This window comes from Daejeonella sp., from assembly GCF_017495225.1.
In the GTDB taxonomy this organism is placed as follows: domain Bacteria; phylum Bacteroidota; class Bacteroidia; order Sphingobacteriales; family Sphingobacteriaceae; genus Daejeonella.
On record NZ_JAFEIG010000020.1, the window covers coordinates 278516 to 297128 of the forward strand.

The following is an 18613-nucleotide window of genomic DNA, read 5'->3' on the forward strand; positions in this document are numbered from 1 at the left end:
AAATTTGCGCATTTCGTTGATTTTTCGTATATTATAGTCTAAATGCTTGTCTCGCATATAATTTCCACGCAGAACCTTCCTTGCGCCATACCATCATAATTCCAATTTTAATATCAGTTGGCACACCAGCATTTGTAGCTTTAGCAACAAAAGTATGTCTAACGATGGCAGTTTTACCTGAGATGGAAATCGTTTGATTGCTAGGCTCAACACTTGAAAAATCAAAGGGGCCATTCAATAAATCATCAATAAATTCGGCTTTATTTTGAACTTTACCAGCAGAGTGCCCGTAAGATAATGCATCAGAAGCAATACTTTCCAAAACGGCACGATCTGGGTCTACAATAACTTTAGTTAATTTATCTACAGCTGCACTAACAGCTTGTATATCTTTTGATTGTGCATTTAAATTAATGGCAGAAAAAACCATTAAAGTCAATAGTAATATAGATTTATACATCTTCTTCATTTTAAATTATTTAAAATTAGTGGGAACGAACTTCACCTTCAAGCTCAGGTTCTATATAACCTTCAGGTGTTTTCTTATGCCAATAAGAAGCTAACATAGATCCGGTAATATTCATTAAAGGACCAAATACGGCCGGTGCTAAGCCCATTGTAGCAATCTTTCCGAGACTATTAGCAATTCCAGAAGCTAAACCACCATTTTGCATACCCACCTCAATAGCAACTGTTCTAGCATCACGCTCAGGCATTTTAAATAGGCGAGCAAACCAGTATCCTAAGAAATATCCAAAAATATTATGAATTAAAACCACTAGAATCAATAATCCACCAATATCCAAAAGACTATCACGACCTGCAGCAGTGATAACAACAATAATTAAAGCAATACCAGACATAGACACGATAGGCATAGCATTATCAAGCCATTTAGCTTTTCCTGCTAATAATTTATTAAACAATAAACCAGCGCCAATAGGAATAATAATCATTTTAGCGATATCCCACATCATTTTAAACATATCAATTTCAATAAACTCACCTGCAAGCAAATTCATGAGTAATGGAGTTAATACGGGAGCAAGCAGAGTAGCAATTGAAGTAATAGTAAGAGATAAAGCGAGGTTAGCTTTCGCTAGATAAGACATCACATTAGATGCCAATCCACTTGGAGAACAACCAATCAAAACAATTCCGGCTGCAATTTCAGGAGGAAAACTAGTCATGGAAGCTAAAAAATAACCCATACTAGGCATAATCAAAAATTGTGCAATAATACCAATTACAACCCCTTTCGGAGTTTTTACCACAGCCACAAAATCCTTAGCACTCATGGAAGTACCCATTCCAAACATAATAATCTGGATTAAGGGCGTAATTAATCCCGTTAATTTAAAATCACCAACAGTAATAAAATAGCTAGGATAGTAAAGCGCCATGGTAACGGCAGCAAAAATGATGGTGGTATAGGAGAAACCTTTTAGGCTTTCATACCCTCTAAAACCGAAAGTCAGAGCTAGAAAAAAGGCCATTAAACTAGGGCCAGCTAATTGAATATTACCCGTGAAAAACATTCCAAGAGAAATCAAAAGTAATATTGCTGCAATTCCAATTGCTACAGAATGAGAGTTTAACTGTTTCAAAATATCAGATTTAATTAAAATTTATTTTTTTACTATAATTTACCAAGTTCTTTTACTCATTATCACATCGAGCTCAGCTCTAGTCATTTTACCTTCTTCAGGATGTTTTTCCATCCATTTAATAAAATCATCTTTAATCTCGCTAGTCCACTCACTATCCAATTGACCACTTGAAAATTTACCTGATTTTATAACCTCAAAGGCATATTTATCTCTTCTAACAATAAATTCGGCAGTAGAGACTACATGTTCAGCAAGATGTGCTGGAACAAAGAGAACACCAATTTTACCGGCAATTACAAGATCCCCAGGTACGGCCATAGTTCTACCAATACGAATTGGAGTATTTAAACCCATCAATACCATATCCTCCATGAAGCTAGGATGAAAATCACGTACAAATGCGTTAAAACCTTCAATTTCTTCAAGACCTTGAACATCTCTAGCCGCGCCATCAAACACAACTCCATTACCCGATTTAGTATATATGGAAGTTGCAAGAGTACTTCCCATTAAGGTTCCAGCTACTATTTTCCCAAAACCGTCTGCCACATATACATCACCTTTTGTAAGCGTTGCAATAGGCCATGAATTCGTATTTCCAACGCGACCTTGCTGTGTGCCTCTAGCTTTAAGATTCTTTTCAATATCGGGCCTTGTAGGCATAAACATAGCCGTAACTGCTCTTCCAGTTATCATATCATCATTAAGAGTTTTCCAGCCATGTTCAAACTGATTAGTATAACCCATCACTTTTAAAACCTGCCAGGCATCATCAATTCCGATTTTCTTTGCTCTTTCTAATAAATTATCTGCAATTTTCGGGCGTCCATCGGGGAATCTTTCCCCCTTCCATTCAGAAGTTAAAAAAGTTAGCTCCTCTTTTGGGATAGTTTGAGCTGATAAAATCCCTGGTAATGAACTTAAAACTGCTGCAACAAAAACGAATATTTTAAATTTCATATCTTTTTTTCTTATCTAAATAAACAAAAATTTTTATTAAAAATGCTATAATTCAACAATTTAAGCATGATTTTATTTAAATCCAATTATCAATTTCTATTTGACTTTTTGTGTCCCTTAGGCAAAGTAATTTTCCAAATGCTGGCTTCAACAGCATCATATTCAATAACATACATTATGTTTTTAACTAAAATGGCATCTGTAGGATTATTGAATGAATCAATAATTCTTGTCGTTTTAACAAAATAATTATCGCTTCCTTTATCATAAAACATTTTTAAATGCAGTAAATCGCGACCTTGATCAGTAAAGGCTTTCATCATGCTTGAGCGACTTCCTAAGGAGTTTCGTAGAACAAATCCATCACCTTTAAAATCTGAAGCTAAAGCATGCTTTGTATCAAAAACTAATCCGAGTGGTGAGCTATGCGGGGTAAAAGTACTAGTGGTAACGCCTGTATTATCGCCATCTAAAATTTTACCTGAATGACCTCTATATTCATTAGCATCGGGGCCGAGGTTTTGTACACCGGGACTAAATTTTACACCTTCAGGGATTTTAGGAAAATCGGGGTCATTTCTAAAATATTTAACTGCCCAAGCATGGGCTGAACGAGGAATAAAGGGATCTGTATCAGGATTAGGCTGCCAATCAGGATATTGTTGCGGATTTTCAATTCCACTCATAATCCATGGAAAACCATAATGGCGACCTTCCCGAACCCAAAACATATCCTCATTATGATCATAATCGGAAGAGTTTACCACTGCAAACAAATTACCAGAAGGATCAAGAGCGATATCATAGGCATTACGAATCCCTTCTGCGTAAATATAACCCTTCGACTTAAGTTCATTTAAATCATCAGGTAATTCAATATTTAAGGCATCGACTGGAAATCTGAAAATTTTGGCAGTTAGAGCATTATCTCTTGCATTGGGATAAGCTCCCCTATTATCTTGAACTTCACCATGATCGGTTCTAGCGCCTGTATTCGCATAAATATATTTACCATCCTTACTTATTTCTAAAGCATTCCAACCATGGTCAAAAGTGGTGGCATTGGTACCATATTCTACGGTATTAAAAACTACGTTTAAAATTGGTTTAGCTGTAGATATTCCATCATAGCGTACCATTCTGCCCTTTGTTCCTTTACCATTATTTACACTGATATTGCCACATAAAAACAATTGATCATTTAGAAAAACAGCCCCTTGAAGTCGGGTAATTCCGTGATCTGATGCAGAAAAAATCTGTTTGGATTCTGTTTTATCAGAATTAGTATCAATTCGATATACCCCACCATCAAAATCAGTATAATACAAAGCACCTGTTTTGGGGTGCTGGAGAAATCTAACCGCTTTTGGTCCAATTGAAAGATATTTTTCGACTTTAATATCGTCTCTTAAGGGATTAGGAATAGTTTTAGCCTTCTCTTTATCCCTACGTGGTTTAGGATTTTCATTTTGCGCTAAACTAATTATTGGATTTAGCAGTAAAAAGAGAGTAAAAAGAGCTAAAATTTGAATTTTAGGGTTCATTAAAGCTGATTTTTATGGTTGTTTCCCTAATTCTCTGAGGTAGGTAATCAGTTGCCATCTTTCCTTCTCTGAAAGGATTTCCTTGTAAGGTGGCATATTTCCATTGCCATTCGTTAATTTCCAAAAGATTGCGCCATCCTTTTGCTTAATAACCCTCTGATCATGAAAATTAGCAGGTCTGGTACCCATTGAACCACCAGCTGGTCCATCACCATAACCTGTATCTCCATGACATGAAAAACAGTACATATTATAAAGCTCCTCTCCTGCCGAAATATTTTCAGGATTTACTGGTAAAATATTTTTAATGGTATCTGCCCATTCAGGTGCTAGCCATACATCTTTTTTAATTGTATCCTTATGGGAATAAAGGGCATAAATCACTTTTGAATCAGAAGAATAATTCTTTGAGGCCGATAAAACAAAAGAACAGATTCCTAATAATACAAATGTTTTAAAAAAACCAATGTTTTTCATTAGAGAAATAGATAAAAAAATAAGCGTAAAAATTTGATAAAATCAATTAATAAAATAACAGCCAAACAAGATTTATTTGGCTGTTATTTTAATTTAATTATAGATATGCGATACAATCCATTTCAACTAATGAGTCGCCAGGGACACCACCCTTAGCAACAGCAATTGTAGAACGTACTGGTGGTTTTTTACCAAAACGGCCTTTATAAACCTCATTCATTCCTTTATAATCAGCGATATCATTCAGGTAAACAGTAACTTTCAGTACCTTTTCCATTGAAGAACCCGCTTTAATCAATTCTTTTTCTAATTCCTGTAATACAATTTCAGTATGAGATTTTATGTCAAAAGGGTCTGTGTGAGCACCTTTACCGGCAATGTAAACTAGTCCGTTATGAATGGTATGCCCCGAGAAAAGTGGCACATCTTGGAAATTAGTAATGTTTCCAGCTTCTTTTTCTGGAGCTGATGAAATACCCTTCGCATCAGCAACCGCCGCAATACCGGTAACACCAACTACAGAAGCAAATAATTTCTTTAGGACTGATCTTCTTTCTGTTTTCATATTATTTCTTTTTTGATTTATGAATATTATTTCTTTTTTAACATTTGCCATTCACGGCCTGGTTTATCTACTCTAAAACTCTCTAAATAACCTTTATCTTGAAGCGTAATATAGGCTGTTTTACCATCTCTACCGCCAAAAGCAATATTACTTGGTAATTTGCCCAAGGTGTTAATTTCTCTAATTAATTTACCTTCTGGAGATAGCTTAACAACTGTGCCTTTACCATGTCTGGTGATATATAAATTACCGTCAATGTCACATCTCATGCCGTCCATTCCAAAATCTGGAAATTCATGAATTAGTCGCTTATTACTTAGCTCCCCCTTTTCATTTAGATCATATTTCCAAACTTTACGCTGAACAGATTCGTTAACGTATAAATATTTATTATCTGGACTAACTTCAATACCATTAGTGGTACCCATGCTATCAAGCATGGTAGTTTTACCATCAAGATCGATTCTCCAAATTCGTCCAGTTCCAGCTTTCCAATTGGGGTCACTAGCGAATAAACGATCTTTATTATCTATGGCAATATCATTTGGCTGACTCATGTTTGAATTATGTGCAAAAACAGTGATTTCCTTTGTCAACATATTGACTTTAAGGATATTATGTTTTGTATAATCAGCGATAAGCATATTACCTTTACTATCAAAACGAATTCCGTTTCCTACGCTACCTGAAGGTAATTCAACAAATAAACTTGCTGTACCATCTAGAGAGACTTGTCCGATTGTTCCTGGTTTTGCAAAATTAACTGCATAAACAGTCCCATTTGAACCAACTGCAGGGCCTTCAACTCCAGAAGGAAAGCTTTTCTCAGGTGTTAAAACTTTACTATTAAAAAGCTCTTGAGCATTAGCTCCCAAAAAAGGAGTAAAGAAAAGAGCTAAAAAACAAAAAGTTCTATTGATTGTATTTTTCTGAAAAACCATAAATAGTTATTATTAATTATTAAAGATAAGAGTTAAAATGGAGTGTTATCCCCTATTAAAAAAATATAATTATGCTTAATTTAAACCATGTATAATTATCAAAGAATATGAATAATATTACAAATTAAAATCAATTTAGAATAGGACGATTGAATTAGAATCAGCTAATATCATTTTACTTCAAACTTAATATATATAAAATCATATCGCGCGCATCATCATCTGATAAATTGGGATGAGGAGACATAGGAACAGCACCCCAAACGCCACTTCCACCCACTTTGACTTTATTAATGAGATAGTCAATGTTGGCTTTGTTTTTTGCGTATTTATTAGCAATATCTTTATATGAAGGGCCTAGTACTTTATCTTGAACTTTATGGCATGCAAAGCAATCAGATTTTGAAATTAGGACTTCCCCATTCTTAATATTTTCAAGGTCTGAATTTTCTACTGCCTTTATTTGAGGTACATCTTTAATTTCTTTAGCCAATGGCTTTTTATTCTCCTCTACAGTGCTTGCTTTAACTTCAGTTGCTTTATTATCAGTTGTAGCGTCTTGTAATTGTGTAGTATTAGATGTGTCGGGAGATGCACTAATTTCAGTTGTATCAGCTGCTTTTAAAACAGTTGAATCAGATGAGGTGTTTGTTTTTTCAGTTGAGCTATTACAAGCAAATAAAAGGGTAGCTAAACCCATTAATAAAATTCTTTTCATTTTTAAATTAAACCTAAATGTTTATAAAATTGTATAACACAATTCTATTCAAAAAATCTCGGATTTTAAATTAAAAAATGAAATATAGCAGCATTATTAACGCTAAACAGGCTAATGTTGAGAAATTGTTACAAAGTGTAAAAATCTATAAACAAATTAAAATTAAAAGCTATGCTGTTAAAATTCGGTATCAGTTTAGTTAAATTTTGAAGAAACTAAAGAACCAATTTTTTTACCTTCAATTAGCCCCTCTTCAATTGCTTCCCTATAGTGAATACCCCCATAAATACGGCTTATTGAAGCCTCTTGTGCAGCATGCTGTACATTTTTATAATCTCTATCAGGCCACCCCCAAGCACGCTCAGTATTATCAGTAAAGGGGGTATTGGGTCCGAATATTTTATCTAAAATGGTTGCAGAAGCGCTAGAAATAATTGAGTGACCACTGGTATACTCAGGGAAAGGTGGTGTTTGTAAATAAGGTCGCCATGAATAATCTATATGTTGATTTATATAGGTTTCAGGTCTTAATAAATCATATTTAAACTTGGTATTCCAACAAGCAATAAAAGCATCGAAAATACCAATAGAAACATTGGCAAATGCATAAACTGTCTTATTAAAGTCGGCAGATTGATTTTTACAAACAATACCAGTTATACCCATCCAATGCCCTCCTGGGGTCATTGCTTTAGTGGCAAACATTACGTGACCTGATACATTCATTCTAAAACCATTACAATCCCAAAAATCGGCGATGGCCTTTTGTTCTTGTGTGAGGTTTGTACCTACATCATAGACTTCTTTTGCTAGAGTATAAAATTTTGAATCCTTTTTAGTGCTAAAATCGCTTGGAGGATTTGGCAGAAACTGACTAGCGGAATCAATTAATAAGGGCCTAATTTTCATCCAATTAGGTTCAACTGCTGGCATATATGCTGGAGGAGTTGGAACCCATCTACTTGAATCACTATTGCTGACATTATATTTAATTGCACTTCTAGTTTCTTTGTAGTTATCTTTTTTAGCCCACTCGAAAATAGCCTGACTTACATTTTTCGCGTAAATTTCGGATGATTTTATCATTTCACTTGGCATACCATGTTTTTCAGCCAAATCAATATGATTATCAATTACAATCTGAATAGAATCTTTACTAAAAATCAAATTTTGCCCCATATACAAAAAAGCAAGAAGAGCGGTGAATTCTGTGTTTATTTTATTATTAGGCGACAAATTCAATTTAAAATCTTTTAATTTGGGTGCGATAGAAGAATATTCCGAATTAGACGCAATCACTTCATAGGCTGCAATATTACTATAAGCATAGATTCGACTTGCTACTGGGGGTGTAAATATATCATGAGTAATTACCTTAGTTAAATCGCCCACAGCATTGGTATAAAGTTCTGGATTATTAAAAACAGATTTATAATCTTCCTTTTTTATACATGATGTAAGCAAAAGACAAACAAAAAAAACAGCAAATATATTTCTCATTATTGTGATAAAATTTTACGGAAAAGCTACTAATTAATCATTTTTATGTTGCAAAGGTAATATTCGTAATAATAAACCTGTATCTTCTGTAAAGATGTACAAGAGTTTATCTTCACCGAAATTAACCCCCCTTATTCTGCCAAAATTATGCAATAATGATTCTTCTTTAATTACTTTATCATCTTTTAAAACAAGACGAAAAAGTTTTTTTGTAGCTAAACCACCAATAAAAATATTTCCATCCCAGGCTGGATAAGTATTACCATAAACAAAATCAAGATCTGAGGGCGCAAGAGCATAATGATACATAGGAGGCTCTATACCTTTTAAATACGGACTTTCAGAAATAATTGCACCATTATATTCTAAACTAAATGTAGCAATTGGCCAACCATAATTAGCACCAGGTTTCAAGACATTTAATTCATCCCCCCCTAATTCGCCAAATTCTACACTGAGCATTCTATTAGATTTAGGGTCTTTTCTCAAGCCTTGATGCATTCGGTGACCGAAGGTATAAATTTCTGGTAAAGCTCCTGGGGTTTTATAGAAAGGATTATCCTTGGGAATAGATCCATCATCATTTAACCTCATAGTTTTTCCATCGTAATTAGAAAGGCTTTGAGAATTTTTGCGATCGCTATGGATACCAATTGTGAAGTATAAGTAATTTTGTGAATCAAAGCCGATCTTACTACCAAAGTAGTTCCCTGAATTTTTAAAAGGCCCTGATTTGTAAATTATTGTATCATTTATAAATCTATTTCCAATTAATTGGCCACGCATTAATGCTGTATATCCACTTGTACCTAAGTTTTTATTGGGTTCTATATAATATGATAAATAAATTAATCTGTTTTTTTCAAAATCAGGATGGGGTTTTATATCGCGTAAACTTTTGGGAATATTCCCAATAAGAGTATCAATTTTATTTCCATTTTGGAATTGTAAAAGCCTACCACTCCTTTCCGCAATTAAGCTTATACCATTAGGTAAAAAGCTCATACTCCATGGCCTGATGAGTCCCGAAGCAATTGTATCAACCATAAAAACTAAGTCATCAGAGGCTGTAGCATTACTTACAAGCTTTGGCACTGGGAAGTAACTACTTTGTAAATTAGATTTTATATAATATTTGTTTATTGGTACAGATTTAGATTTAACGTTTGCACTATATTTAGCAAACTGCCGAATATAGGCTATTAGTTGCCAACGTTTTTCTTCGGATAATGCGAAATTATAGGCTGGCATAACACCTCTACCATTGCTCAACTTCCAAAAAATTGAGCCATCTGTTTGATTCACGAATTTTTTATCGTGAAAATTTGCTGGCTCTATATTAAATCTACCAGGTTGGCCATTCCCTAAACCATCTTGACCGTGACAACTAACACATAAGGTATTATAAAGCTTTTCACCTTCTGAAATAAATGGTGGTGAAAATGGCATGGGACTAATTATTGTATCGGCAAAAGCTGGAGCCTTCCAAGGATCTTGCTTTAAATAATTAGATTTAAAAGATAGAATAAACAGTGGAATTGATAGAATAATTAGAAAAACTAAGAGCTTATATCTTATAAAAACCATTGCTTAAAGGGCTAAAAAAGAATAATAAACGACATTATTTATTAATCTAAAAAGAACATATCAATTTAATAATTAATTTTCAAAAATTGCAAATTTGAATTGTTAACTCCGAAAATGAATTTTTCATTAGCCTTAGATCCAGAATTAATTGTTGTTAAACTCCTTACATCGCCATTAATTTTTAAACCACTTTGTCTTTGTGGAACATAATTAAACGTTCCATTTCCATTTCCAGTCAATAAAACCCCATTATTGGCATTAAATTGTCCGAATTTTATCCTTGTAGAGGAGTTATTACCTGCCAACAATAAATCCTTTTTACCATCTTTATTTACATCTAAGGATGTTAAAGCATAAATAGGTGCATATTGAACTTCAATTGGCAAGCTCTTTAACTTAAATCCATCTTTGGTATTTTCAAGGTAAACAGTTTCAAGAATTTCGGCTTTAAGAACCTTTGCATCACTTAATTGAGATTCGGTGAATAAATCACTAATTGTAGCATTTGCGTATTTATAGTATTCTAAGAAATTATTTTTTATTTGAGGCAACTGATCTGCAAGATCATCACGAGAAGCAGCAGGATAAGAGACTCCACCTAGGAAATAACAGAATATAGGATCAATTGACCCATTACCATCAAAATCTTTATAGTAAAGGCTCAATGGTTCCTTTTCACTCGCTTTAAATTGAGCATTAAATCCTAAGTTACCAATTATAAGATCAGCGTCGCCATCATTATCAAAATCATCTGCATAAATCCTATTCCACCAGCCTGTAGAAGCAAATTTGATATAACTGGATGAAGCATCCACAAGTTTGCCACTTTTATTGAGAAAAACCTTTATTGGCATCCATTCGCCAACAATAATCAAGTCTTTAATTTTATCATTATTTAAATCAAGCCAAAGAGCATCAGTAACCATTCCAATTTCTTTAATCTGAGGGGCTATAGTTGAGGATAAATCAGAGAAATTGCCCTTTTTATCATTTATCAGAATTTTACTTTCAGGAGAAACAGGATACATCCCAGGAATGAGTCGGCCACCAACAAAAAGATCTAAAAAGCCATCACCGTTTATATCAGAAGCTTTAACCACTCCTGTGCTAATCAACATATTAGGTAATGCTGAAAGTTTACGTGCAAAATCCCCTTTCCCGTCATTTAAATAGATCCTGTCTTGAAGTAAACTATTATCATATGAAAATTCATAACCACCGCTTGCCACATATAAATCTAGATCACCATCATTGTCAATATCAAGAAACTCAGCGGAGGTATCTTCAGATTGAGCATCATCATCAATAGAAGGTGAAGACTTTTTATTGAATAGGCCATTTTTGGATTGAATAAATAATGTTCCAGCCTGATTAGCGGCACCACCAATAAATAAATCATCAAGGCCATCGCCATTTACATCCCCTTTAGCCATGCAGGGGCCTTGTCTAGATAAGTAATTTGGCATTAAAGATTGAACAGTAAAGTCATTAAATGCATTTTCAACATGTGCATGATTAATTGATGTTGTAGCAGACAAATATGGAATAAACGAATCTTCAACAACAGATTTCAACTCAATATCAGCATTTTTAAAATCAATGGATAGCGTTTGATTAACCTTTACATTAGTTAATTTTTGAATTTTATCAGTTGGCCAAATAACTAATAAAGAATCTAAAACTTTTATTTCTCCTAAACCAAAATTTAAAACCGGATCAACAGAAGATTGAAAACCACGAGAAAGAAATTGTTCTTGAAAGTATTTCTTTCCTTTACTATAAGCAATAACCTTAGCACCAATACCAAGCGAATTATTCTTATCTCCTTTTAATTTTACTTTGAGGTAAGAATTAGGCTTAATTACTTCACTATTATTTCTGTATATACTAACATAGTCGTTAATATTAGAAACGATTAAGTCCATATCCCCATCATTATCCAAATCGGCATAGGCAGCGCCGGATGAAATACCAGATTGATCGATTCCCCAGTCTATATTTTTTTTAACAAATCGGTCATTTCCCATATTCTGAAAAGCATAATTTGGCATTTTTATAGTGGGCATTTTTTCGATATAATCTTTGACAGAAGTTTCTTTTCCTACTTGCCTAGATTTAATAGTTTGATCCATGGTAAACTTAAGAAAATCCATGTCTGTATAATCTTTAACATAACCATTAGTGATGAATAGGTCTTTATTTCCATCATTATCAAAATCTGTAAACAAAGCAGACCAGCTCCAATCAGTATTAGAAACTCCTGCTAATTGACCAATTTCAGAAAAAGTACCATCACCATTATTTTTCTGAAGCATATTTCGACTAAACTGATAATAAAAACCTTTGTTAAACAAAAACTGCATTTTATCGAAATTTTCGGATCCAGAATGCATTTTTTGTGTTTTATTATCTTCAGGCAACATATCAAGAGTTATTAAATCAGTATGACCATCATTATTATAATCAGCAATATCTGATCCCATTGAATACATCGAAATCTGATCCATCGATTCAGTCAATTTATCTGTAAATGTTCCATTTCCATTATTGACAAAAAGATAATCTGGTTCATTGAAATCGTTAGAAACATAAATATCAGGCCAGCTATCAGCGTTAACATCCGAAATGGCTACACCAAGACCAAAACTTAAAACATTAGAAGTGATACCTGCTTCAATGCTGACATCTTTAAAATACCCATTATCATTACGATATAACTTAGTAGCAAAGTTTGGATCTCTTAGTTTTCGTAATTGTAAATTTTCTTGAATACCTGTACTGTATTGTTGTAAAGAGTGATTGATAAGAAACATATCCAAATCACCATCTTTATCAAAATCAAAAAAGGATGCTTGTGTTGAATATCCGTCATCTGCTAAACCATATTCTTCAGCCCGTTCAGTAAATGTTAAATCACCATTATTAATAAAAAAAAGATTTTTCCTTCTTTCTGGATTTATATCTGCAGATCTTGAAACATAAATATCTAAAAATCCATCGCCATTAATATCTACCATGGTTGAACCTGTACACCATCCTTCTAACAGTGAAATTCCACTTTTAGAAGTAATATCTTCAAATTTAAAATCACCCTTATTCAAGTAGAGTTTATTTTTTACCATGTTACCAGTAAAAAATAAATCTAACAAGCCATCATTATTTATATCACCAACACTAACACCAGAACCATTATAGAAATAAGAATAATTCATCACGTTTAGTTCATCCCCTTCAACGAGCATGTTTCTAAACTCAACACCAGTGTCGCTCTTGTCAAGTAGAGTAAATAATTTATTGTTGTTATTACCGCAAGAAGTAAACAGAAAAACGGCTATAAATAATGAATAAAAGACTTTGGCCATATAAATTCTAAAGATTTAGTATAAATTAATGTTGCGAACAAAGGAATTACATTATAAATTCCATTAAAAAACTTATGATATACTTGTTAAGATAACAATTATATAAAAATAAATATAGGAAAGAAAAAACAAAAGCTCTTCAGAATAATAAAAAATAAGGCTTAGAGACTCAAATAAATGTAAAATCAAGAATAGGATGATAAAAAACCTTTAAAACAAGAAAGCCACCTCAAAATTTAAGAGGTGGCTTTCTTGTTAAATTATCAGATGAAATTATTTATTCCACCAAAGACGAGTAGCCTCATTATCGGTACCACCTAATTTAGTAACACCAGTAGCTAATCCTTTAGGATTAGTTTGCTGTTCACCAATTGTAAATGGAGTACGACGAACAACACCATCTTTTGCAACCACTAAACTTTCAGAATTAATTCTTGGATAAAGTTTAGGGAAACCTGTACGACGGTATTCAGCCCAAGCTTCTAGACCATCAGGCCATAAAGCAAGCCATTTTTGCGTATGAATTTGCTCTAAGTGCTTTGAGGCATCTGATGACCATAAAACAGGAATATCAGTCATTGCAGGTGAGTTAACTGCATCTGTTAATGCAATTGGCACCGAAGTACTTGCAGTATATGCTGCAATTGCACCAGCATCAGTAATTCCCCATTGACGCATAGATGCATTGATACCCGCCTCATAGTATTCTTTAGCGGTACCACCACCCATATTCCAGCCTTTTAGTGCACCTTCAGCTCTTAAGAACCAAGCCTCAGCAGCCATTATGATCCCAAAAGGCTGATTTGCTTGATTTCCTGGAAGGAAATTATCTGAAACGTTAGAAACAGCCGTAGCCTGGTTAGCTGCTGCACCAAGTTCAACTTGATTATAACCATTACGCAATCCTTTAAATTGTCCAGTCGCAGTAGCAGGAGCATAAAACTTAGACATTCTAGGATCATTATAACCTTTCAATACACTTTCCATTGCAGCACTCATACGAAACTCGTTCCATGCGGTAGCTTGATTAAGCGTGTTAATTGAGTTTGCAGTAACTTTAAGAAAAGCATCCTGTGCATTTGTTTCCAAAACACCACCAGCAACAGCCTCTTCAGCATTTGTCTTTGCCAACGCAGGCTCCACACCAGACATACGCATAGCAATACGAAGGCGCAAAGTATTTGCAAATCTAATCCAGTTATCAACATTACCACCGTAAATTTGATCATTATTACCTAAAATGTTTTTTCCTTTGTATGGTTGAAGATCTGTAACAGCTTTAGTTAATAATGTTAAGAAGTCTTTGTAAATAACATCTTGTGCATCATAATCAACTTGTTTTAAACCATTACCTACTTGAGAGTATGGTATTGGACCCCAATAGTCAGTTCTTGGAAGGAACATACGTACCTTCCAGATATTTGCCATTGCATAAACACCTGGATTTTCAGCTATACCGCCTGGTTTAGTATTATCTAATACCCCTAATAGTGGTGGAACAGCTGAACTGTAGAAGGTATTAAAAGCACCATTTAACCAGTTTCCCACCATCACATTACGATCTGACGGAAAGTTTTGTGCAACGTTTGCAAAATATTGAGATTGCAAATCTGCAAATAGAGACTGATAAGTTTGCCAAGATGCGGTAGCCCCTCTATATTGAGCAGCAGCAAATGCATTACCTACACCAGATGCATCTAGTTGAGTAAGCCTGGTAGGGTTGGTATTGTACTCTTCGAATTTGTCTGTACAAGAAGAAATACCCATGGATGAAACCACTAATAAACCCGTTGTAAGATATAAATTAATTTTTTTCATGTTTGTCTTTTTTAATATTAGAACGATAAATTCAAGTTCAAACCTACTTGACGAGTTGATGGCATAGCAAAAGATTCTAAACCAACTGTAGTATTTTGAGCACCAGCAGTTAATTCCGGATCAAAACCTTCAGCTTTGTTCAACAAGAAAAATAGGTTACGACCAACTAATGATATGGAAGCAGCTTGGAATGGTGATTTTTTCAATAAGTTATTTGGTAAAGCATAGCTTAAAGAAACTTCACGCATACGAATATTGGTAGCATCATAAGTAAATACTTCACCAACTGGAGTATTACGTCCACCTACTTTTTTCCAATATGACTCTGCAGTAATACTCTTAGTGTTAGGAGTACCATCAGCATTTACACCTTGAAATACAAATCCATCTCTACCAGCAAGAGTTTGCTCAACAACACCATCTGCATAAATAACAGCGTTAGTGAATGAAGAAACAATACCGCCTACCTGAGCACTGATTAAGAAATTAGCAGTAAATTTCTTGTACTTGAAGCTATTACTAATACCACCAATCCAGTCAGGTCTAGTATTACCCAATAAAACAGTTGTACCTGCAGTAATTAAAGGCATACCTGTTGCATCAACAAGAACTCTACCTTGTGCATCACGCTGATATCCTCTACTGTAAACATCACCTAATTGTTGACCTTCAACCGCACGGTTAAAGTTCATAAAATCACTTGTTAAGTTTAAAGTCTTCAAATCAGGAGTTAATTCAACTAATTTATTTCTATTTCTTGCAAAGTTTAGGTCAATATCCCAACGGAAATTATCCTTTCTGATTGGAGAACCGTTCATAGTTAACTCAATACCTGAGTTACGAACAAGACCAGCATTTACATATTCAGACGACCAACCAGATGCTGGTGGAATAGAAACTAAGAATAATTGATTTTTTGAATCTGAGTTATAATAACCTAAATCAAATCCTAATCTATTATTAAATAACTTCACTTCTAAACCAACTTCCAAAGCAGTTGTTAACTCTGGCTTTAGTTGAGGGAAAGGCTTAACACCATCACGACTAATGAAACCATTTGGACCACCAGGTACAAAACTAAAAGTCTGAGCAAGTAAGAAAGGTGATGCATCATTACCTGTCTGAGCCCATGAACCTCTTAATTTTGCAAAAGATACTGAACTTGGTAAAGTAAAGATATTAGACAAAATAGCAGAGAAACCTGCAGAACCAAACAAATAAGAACGACTATCTTTAGGAAGTGTTGAACTCCAGTCGTTACGAAGAGATCCTGAAATTGTTAAAGCATTCTTGTAAGTAAAATCAGAAGTTACAAACACACCTTGTTTTTCAGTAGGTACTACTGAACGATCAACTGTAGGAGTACGTGCATTTGAAGGGATAAATAAGTTATCACGATTTAACTGTCCTGCATTTGTTGATTGAGATAATCTATCAACATGCTGTAAGTTAGCTCCAAAAGTTGCATCCATAGTTAAATCTGTGGTCAGAGTTTTCTTATAGATACCGATTAAATCAAAGTTAACTTCAGCAACATCTCTAAATTGAGTAGCATAATTACCGAAATCAGCAATTGTGTAAGTATCATTAAACCATTTACCTTCGAAATTATCTAAGGTTTTATCAATACCTGCACGACCCATAATACTCAAATCATTAGTCACTTGATAGGTTAATGAACCAAAACCAGTAACACGATTTCTCTCATCAGTAGCTAAAATACGATTTTTAATCCAATATGGATTTTGACCACCATTAGAACCTGGATTCCAGTAGTTTTGACGAAGTCTTCCAGTAGAAGGATCAATATATTCAAAATCCTTAGCAGATTCTAAAGAAATGTTACGTGGAATACGTAAAATATGACGTTGATTGTTTGAGAAAGACTCTCCAGTTTGTTGTCTGTTGTCAACATCTTCTTTTAAATAAGTTACTTTAGAGTCATAAGATAATTTAGGACTTACTTTACCGCTAACACGTAAATTAAGTGTATTTCTTCCTAATTTATTGTTGTCTAAAATACCTGTTGCATTTACATTAGTATAAGAGAAATAAGTTTGAACTTTTTCATTACCACCAGTAAATGCTAAAGAGTTAGAAAACTGTTTTCCTGAATTAAAGAAATCCTTGTAATTATCAGGTTGAGCAGTCATATTGTAATTTTTGCCAACATTTGATGGAACAGGCCCCCATAAAGCAACCGATTGTCCAGTCATTTTTGGACCCCAAGAACCTTCATCAGCTCTGTTATAAATACCTCCAGCTCCTTGACCATAAACATTTTGGAAATCTTGAAGAACCATTGCATTCTCAATTTGAGAAGAACTGTTAAAGGAAACACCAAATCCTTTTTGAGAGCTACCTTTTTTGGTTGTAATAATTAATGCACCGTTTGCTGCACGAGATCCGTAAAGAGCTGTTGCAGAAGCACCTCTCAAAACGTTGATAGATTCAATGTCATCTGGGTTAACACTTGAAAGACCATCACTACCATCACGACCACCATTGGCATTTCCAGCACTGTAATTCGAGTTATCCATAGGAACACCGTCGATAACAATTAGAGCTTGGTTATTACCTGTGATTGAACGATCACCTCTTAAAACAACCCTTGAAGTACCTCCTAGACCTGAAGCAGTCTTAGTGATATTCAAACCTGCTACTCTTCCAGATAGAGAGTTAGCTACGTTTAATTCTTTTGCTTTTGCAAAAGCATCAGTATTAATTTGCTGTGTAGCATAACTTAATACTTTTTGATCTTTAGTTATACCTAAAGCTGTTACCACAACACCTTCAAGCAATTTACTGTCAGATTCAAGACGAACATTAATTGTTGTACGACCTTGAACAGAAACAGTTTGAGTTGTAAAGCCAATGTATGAAAATACAAGACTTGCATTAGAAGGCACTGAAATGGTATAATTACCATTGCTGTCAGTACTCGTACCCTGAGTTGAACCACTTACCTTGATACTAACAGCAGGCAAAGGTAAGTTGTCGCTGTCGGTAACCTTACCGGTTACACTAATATTCTGCGCAAACACATAGGTTTGGCACAATAAAAGTAACACGACTAATTTGTAAAATTTTCTCATCATAATTTTTTTTTTAAATGAAATTTAATTTAAATGATAATTACTAATGCTTGAAAAGACTATAAAGCAATTCCAAACAAATTAGATATTCTAAAATAAATATTATTTTTTGTTAACAAAAGATATTTAAAAAATTAATAATACACAATTTGATAAAATATAAAAATATATAAATAATTGATAATCAATATTTTAATTATTAAAAATGTATTTAATTGCACAGATTGTGTAAAAAACTATACAATTCACGGAGTGAATAAAGACTGAAAAAAGCCCAAATTAATGAAATATCACAAGTGTTTTTTTATGAAACGGCTACAACCCAATAATATTTTGAAGACTATCAGTTAAGCAAATCTTAATTTTGATAGATAGTTTTAATGAAAAAGATTATAAACCTATATTTAGATTTCTGCAGGAAAAAAGCTTGGAATTT

13 protein-coding genes are annotated in these 18613 nt (G+C 33.9%); all 13 read right to left on the reverse strand.

Annotated elements, in window-relative coordinates; translation table 11 throughout:
- Positions 1-31: 31 nt before the first annotated feature.
- The 13 genes from QZ136_RS08580 to QZ136_RS08640 all read right to left on the reverse strand — a co-directional run bounded on the left by QZ136_RS08580 (position 32) and on the right by QZ136_RS08640 (position 18180).
- Positions 32-469: a nuclear transport factor 2 family protein gene (locus QZ136_RS08580; protein WP_291402445.1), complete on the reverse strand. Its 438-nt coding sequence runs from the start codon at positions 467-469 to the stop codon at positions 32-34.
- A gap of 16 nt (positions 470-485) precedes the next feature.
- Positions 486-1607, reverse strand: coding sequence for a bile acid:sodium symporter family protein (locus tag QZ136_RS08585; protein WP_291402447.1), 1122 nt, complete (start codon positions 1605-1607; stop codon positions 486-488).
- 39 nt (positions 1608-1646) lie between these two features.
- Positions 1647-2570 (reverse strand): RraA family protein, encoded by a 924-nt coding sequence (locus QZ136_RS08590; RefSeq protein ID WP_291402449.1) that lies wholly within the window; start codon positions 2568-2570, stop codon positions 1647-1649.
- Positions 2571-2659: 89 nt separating this feature from the next.
- Positions 2660-4114 (reverse strand): hypothetical protein, encoded by a 1455-nt coding sequence (locus QZ136_RS08595; protein WP_291402451.1) that lies wholly within the window; start codon positions 4112-4114, stop codon positions 2660-2662.
- 12 nt (positions 4115-4126) lie between these two features.
- Positions 4127-4591, reverse strand: coding sequence for a cytochrome c (locus tag QZ136_RS08600; protein WP_291402453.1), 465 nt, complete (start codon positions 4589-4591; stop codon positions 4127-4129).
- A 97-nt stretch (positions 4592-4688) separates the two neighbouring features.
- Positions 4689-5156, reverse strand: a complete 468-nt coding sequence (locus QZ136_RS08605) for a RidA family protein (RefSeq protein WP_291402455.1) — start codon at positions 5154-5156, stop codon at positions 4689-4691.
- Between the two features lie 26 nt (positions 5157-5182).
- Complete coding sequence (locus QZ136_RS08610; protein ID WP_291402457.1) at positions 5183-6097, reverse strand: SMP-30/gluconolactonase/LRE family protein; 915 nt, start codon at positions 6095-6097, stop codon at positions 5183-5185.
- A gap of 175 nt (positions 6098-6272) precedes the next feature.
- Positions 6273-6815: a c-type cytochrome gene (locus QZ136_RS08615; protein ID WP_291402459.1), complete on the reverse strand. Its 543-nt coding sequence runs from the start codon at positions 6813-6815 to the stop codon at positions 6273-6275.
- Positions 6816-7010: 195 nt separating this feature from the next.
- Positions 7011-8315, reverse strand: coding sequence for a vanadium-dependent haloperoxidase (locus QZ136_RS08620; protein ID WP_291402461.1), 1305 nt, complete (start codon positions 8313-8315; stop codon positions 7011-7013).
- A gap of 33 nt (positions 8316-8348) precedes the next feature.
- Positions 8349-9902: a PQQ-dependent sugar dehydrogenase gene (locus tag QZ136_RS08625; protein ID WP_291402463.1), complete on the reverse strand. Its 1554-nt coding sequence runs from the start codon at positions 9900-9902 to the stop codon at positions 8349-8351.
- 65 nt (positions 9903-9967) lie between these two features.
- Positions 9968-13264, reverse strand: a complete 3297-nt coding sequence (locus QZ136_RS08630) for a VCBS repeat-containing protein (RefSeq protein ID WP_291402465.1) — start codon at positions 13262-13264, stop codon at positions 9968-9970.
- 273 nt (positions 13265-13537) lie between these two features.
- Entirely contained in the window at positions 13538-15082 is a 1545-nt protein-coding gene (locus tag QZ136_RS08635; protein ID WP_291402467.1) for a SusD/RagB family nutrient-binding outer membrane lipoprotein, read from the reverse strand.
- Positions 15083-15099: 17 nt separating this feature from the next.
- Entirely contained in the window at positions 15100-18180 is a 3081-nt protein-coding gene (locus tag QZ136_RS08640) for a SusC/RagA family TonB-linked outer membrane protein (RefSeq protein WP_291402469.1), read from the reverse strand.
- Positions 18181-18613 lie beyond the last annotated feature (433 nt).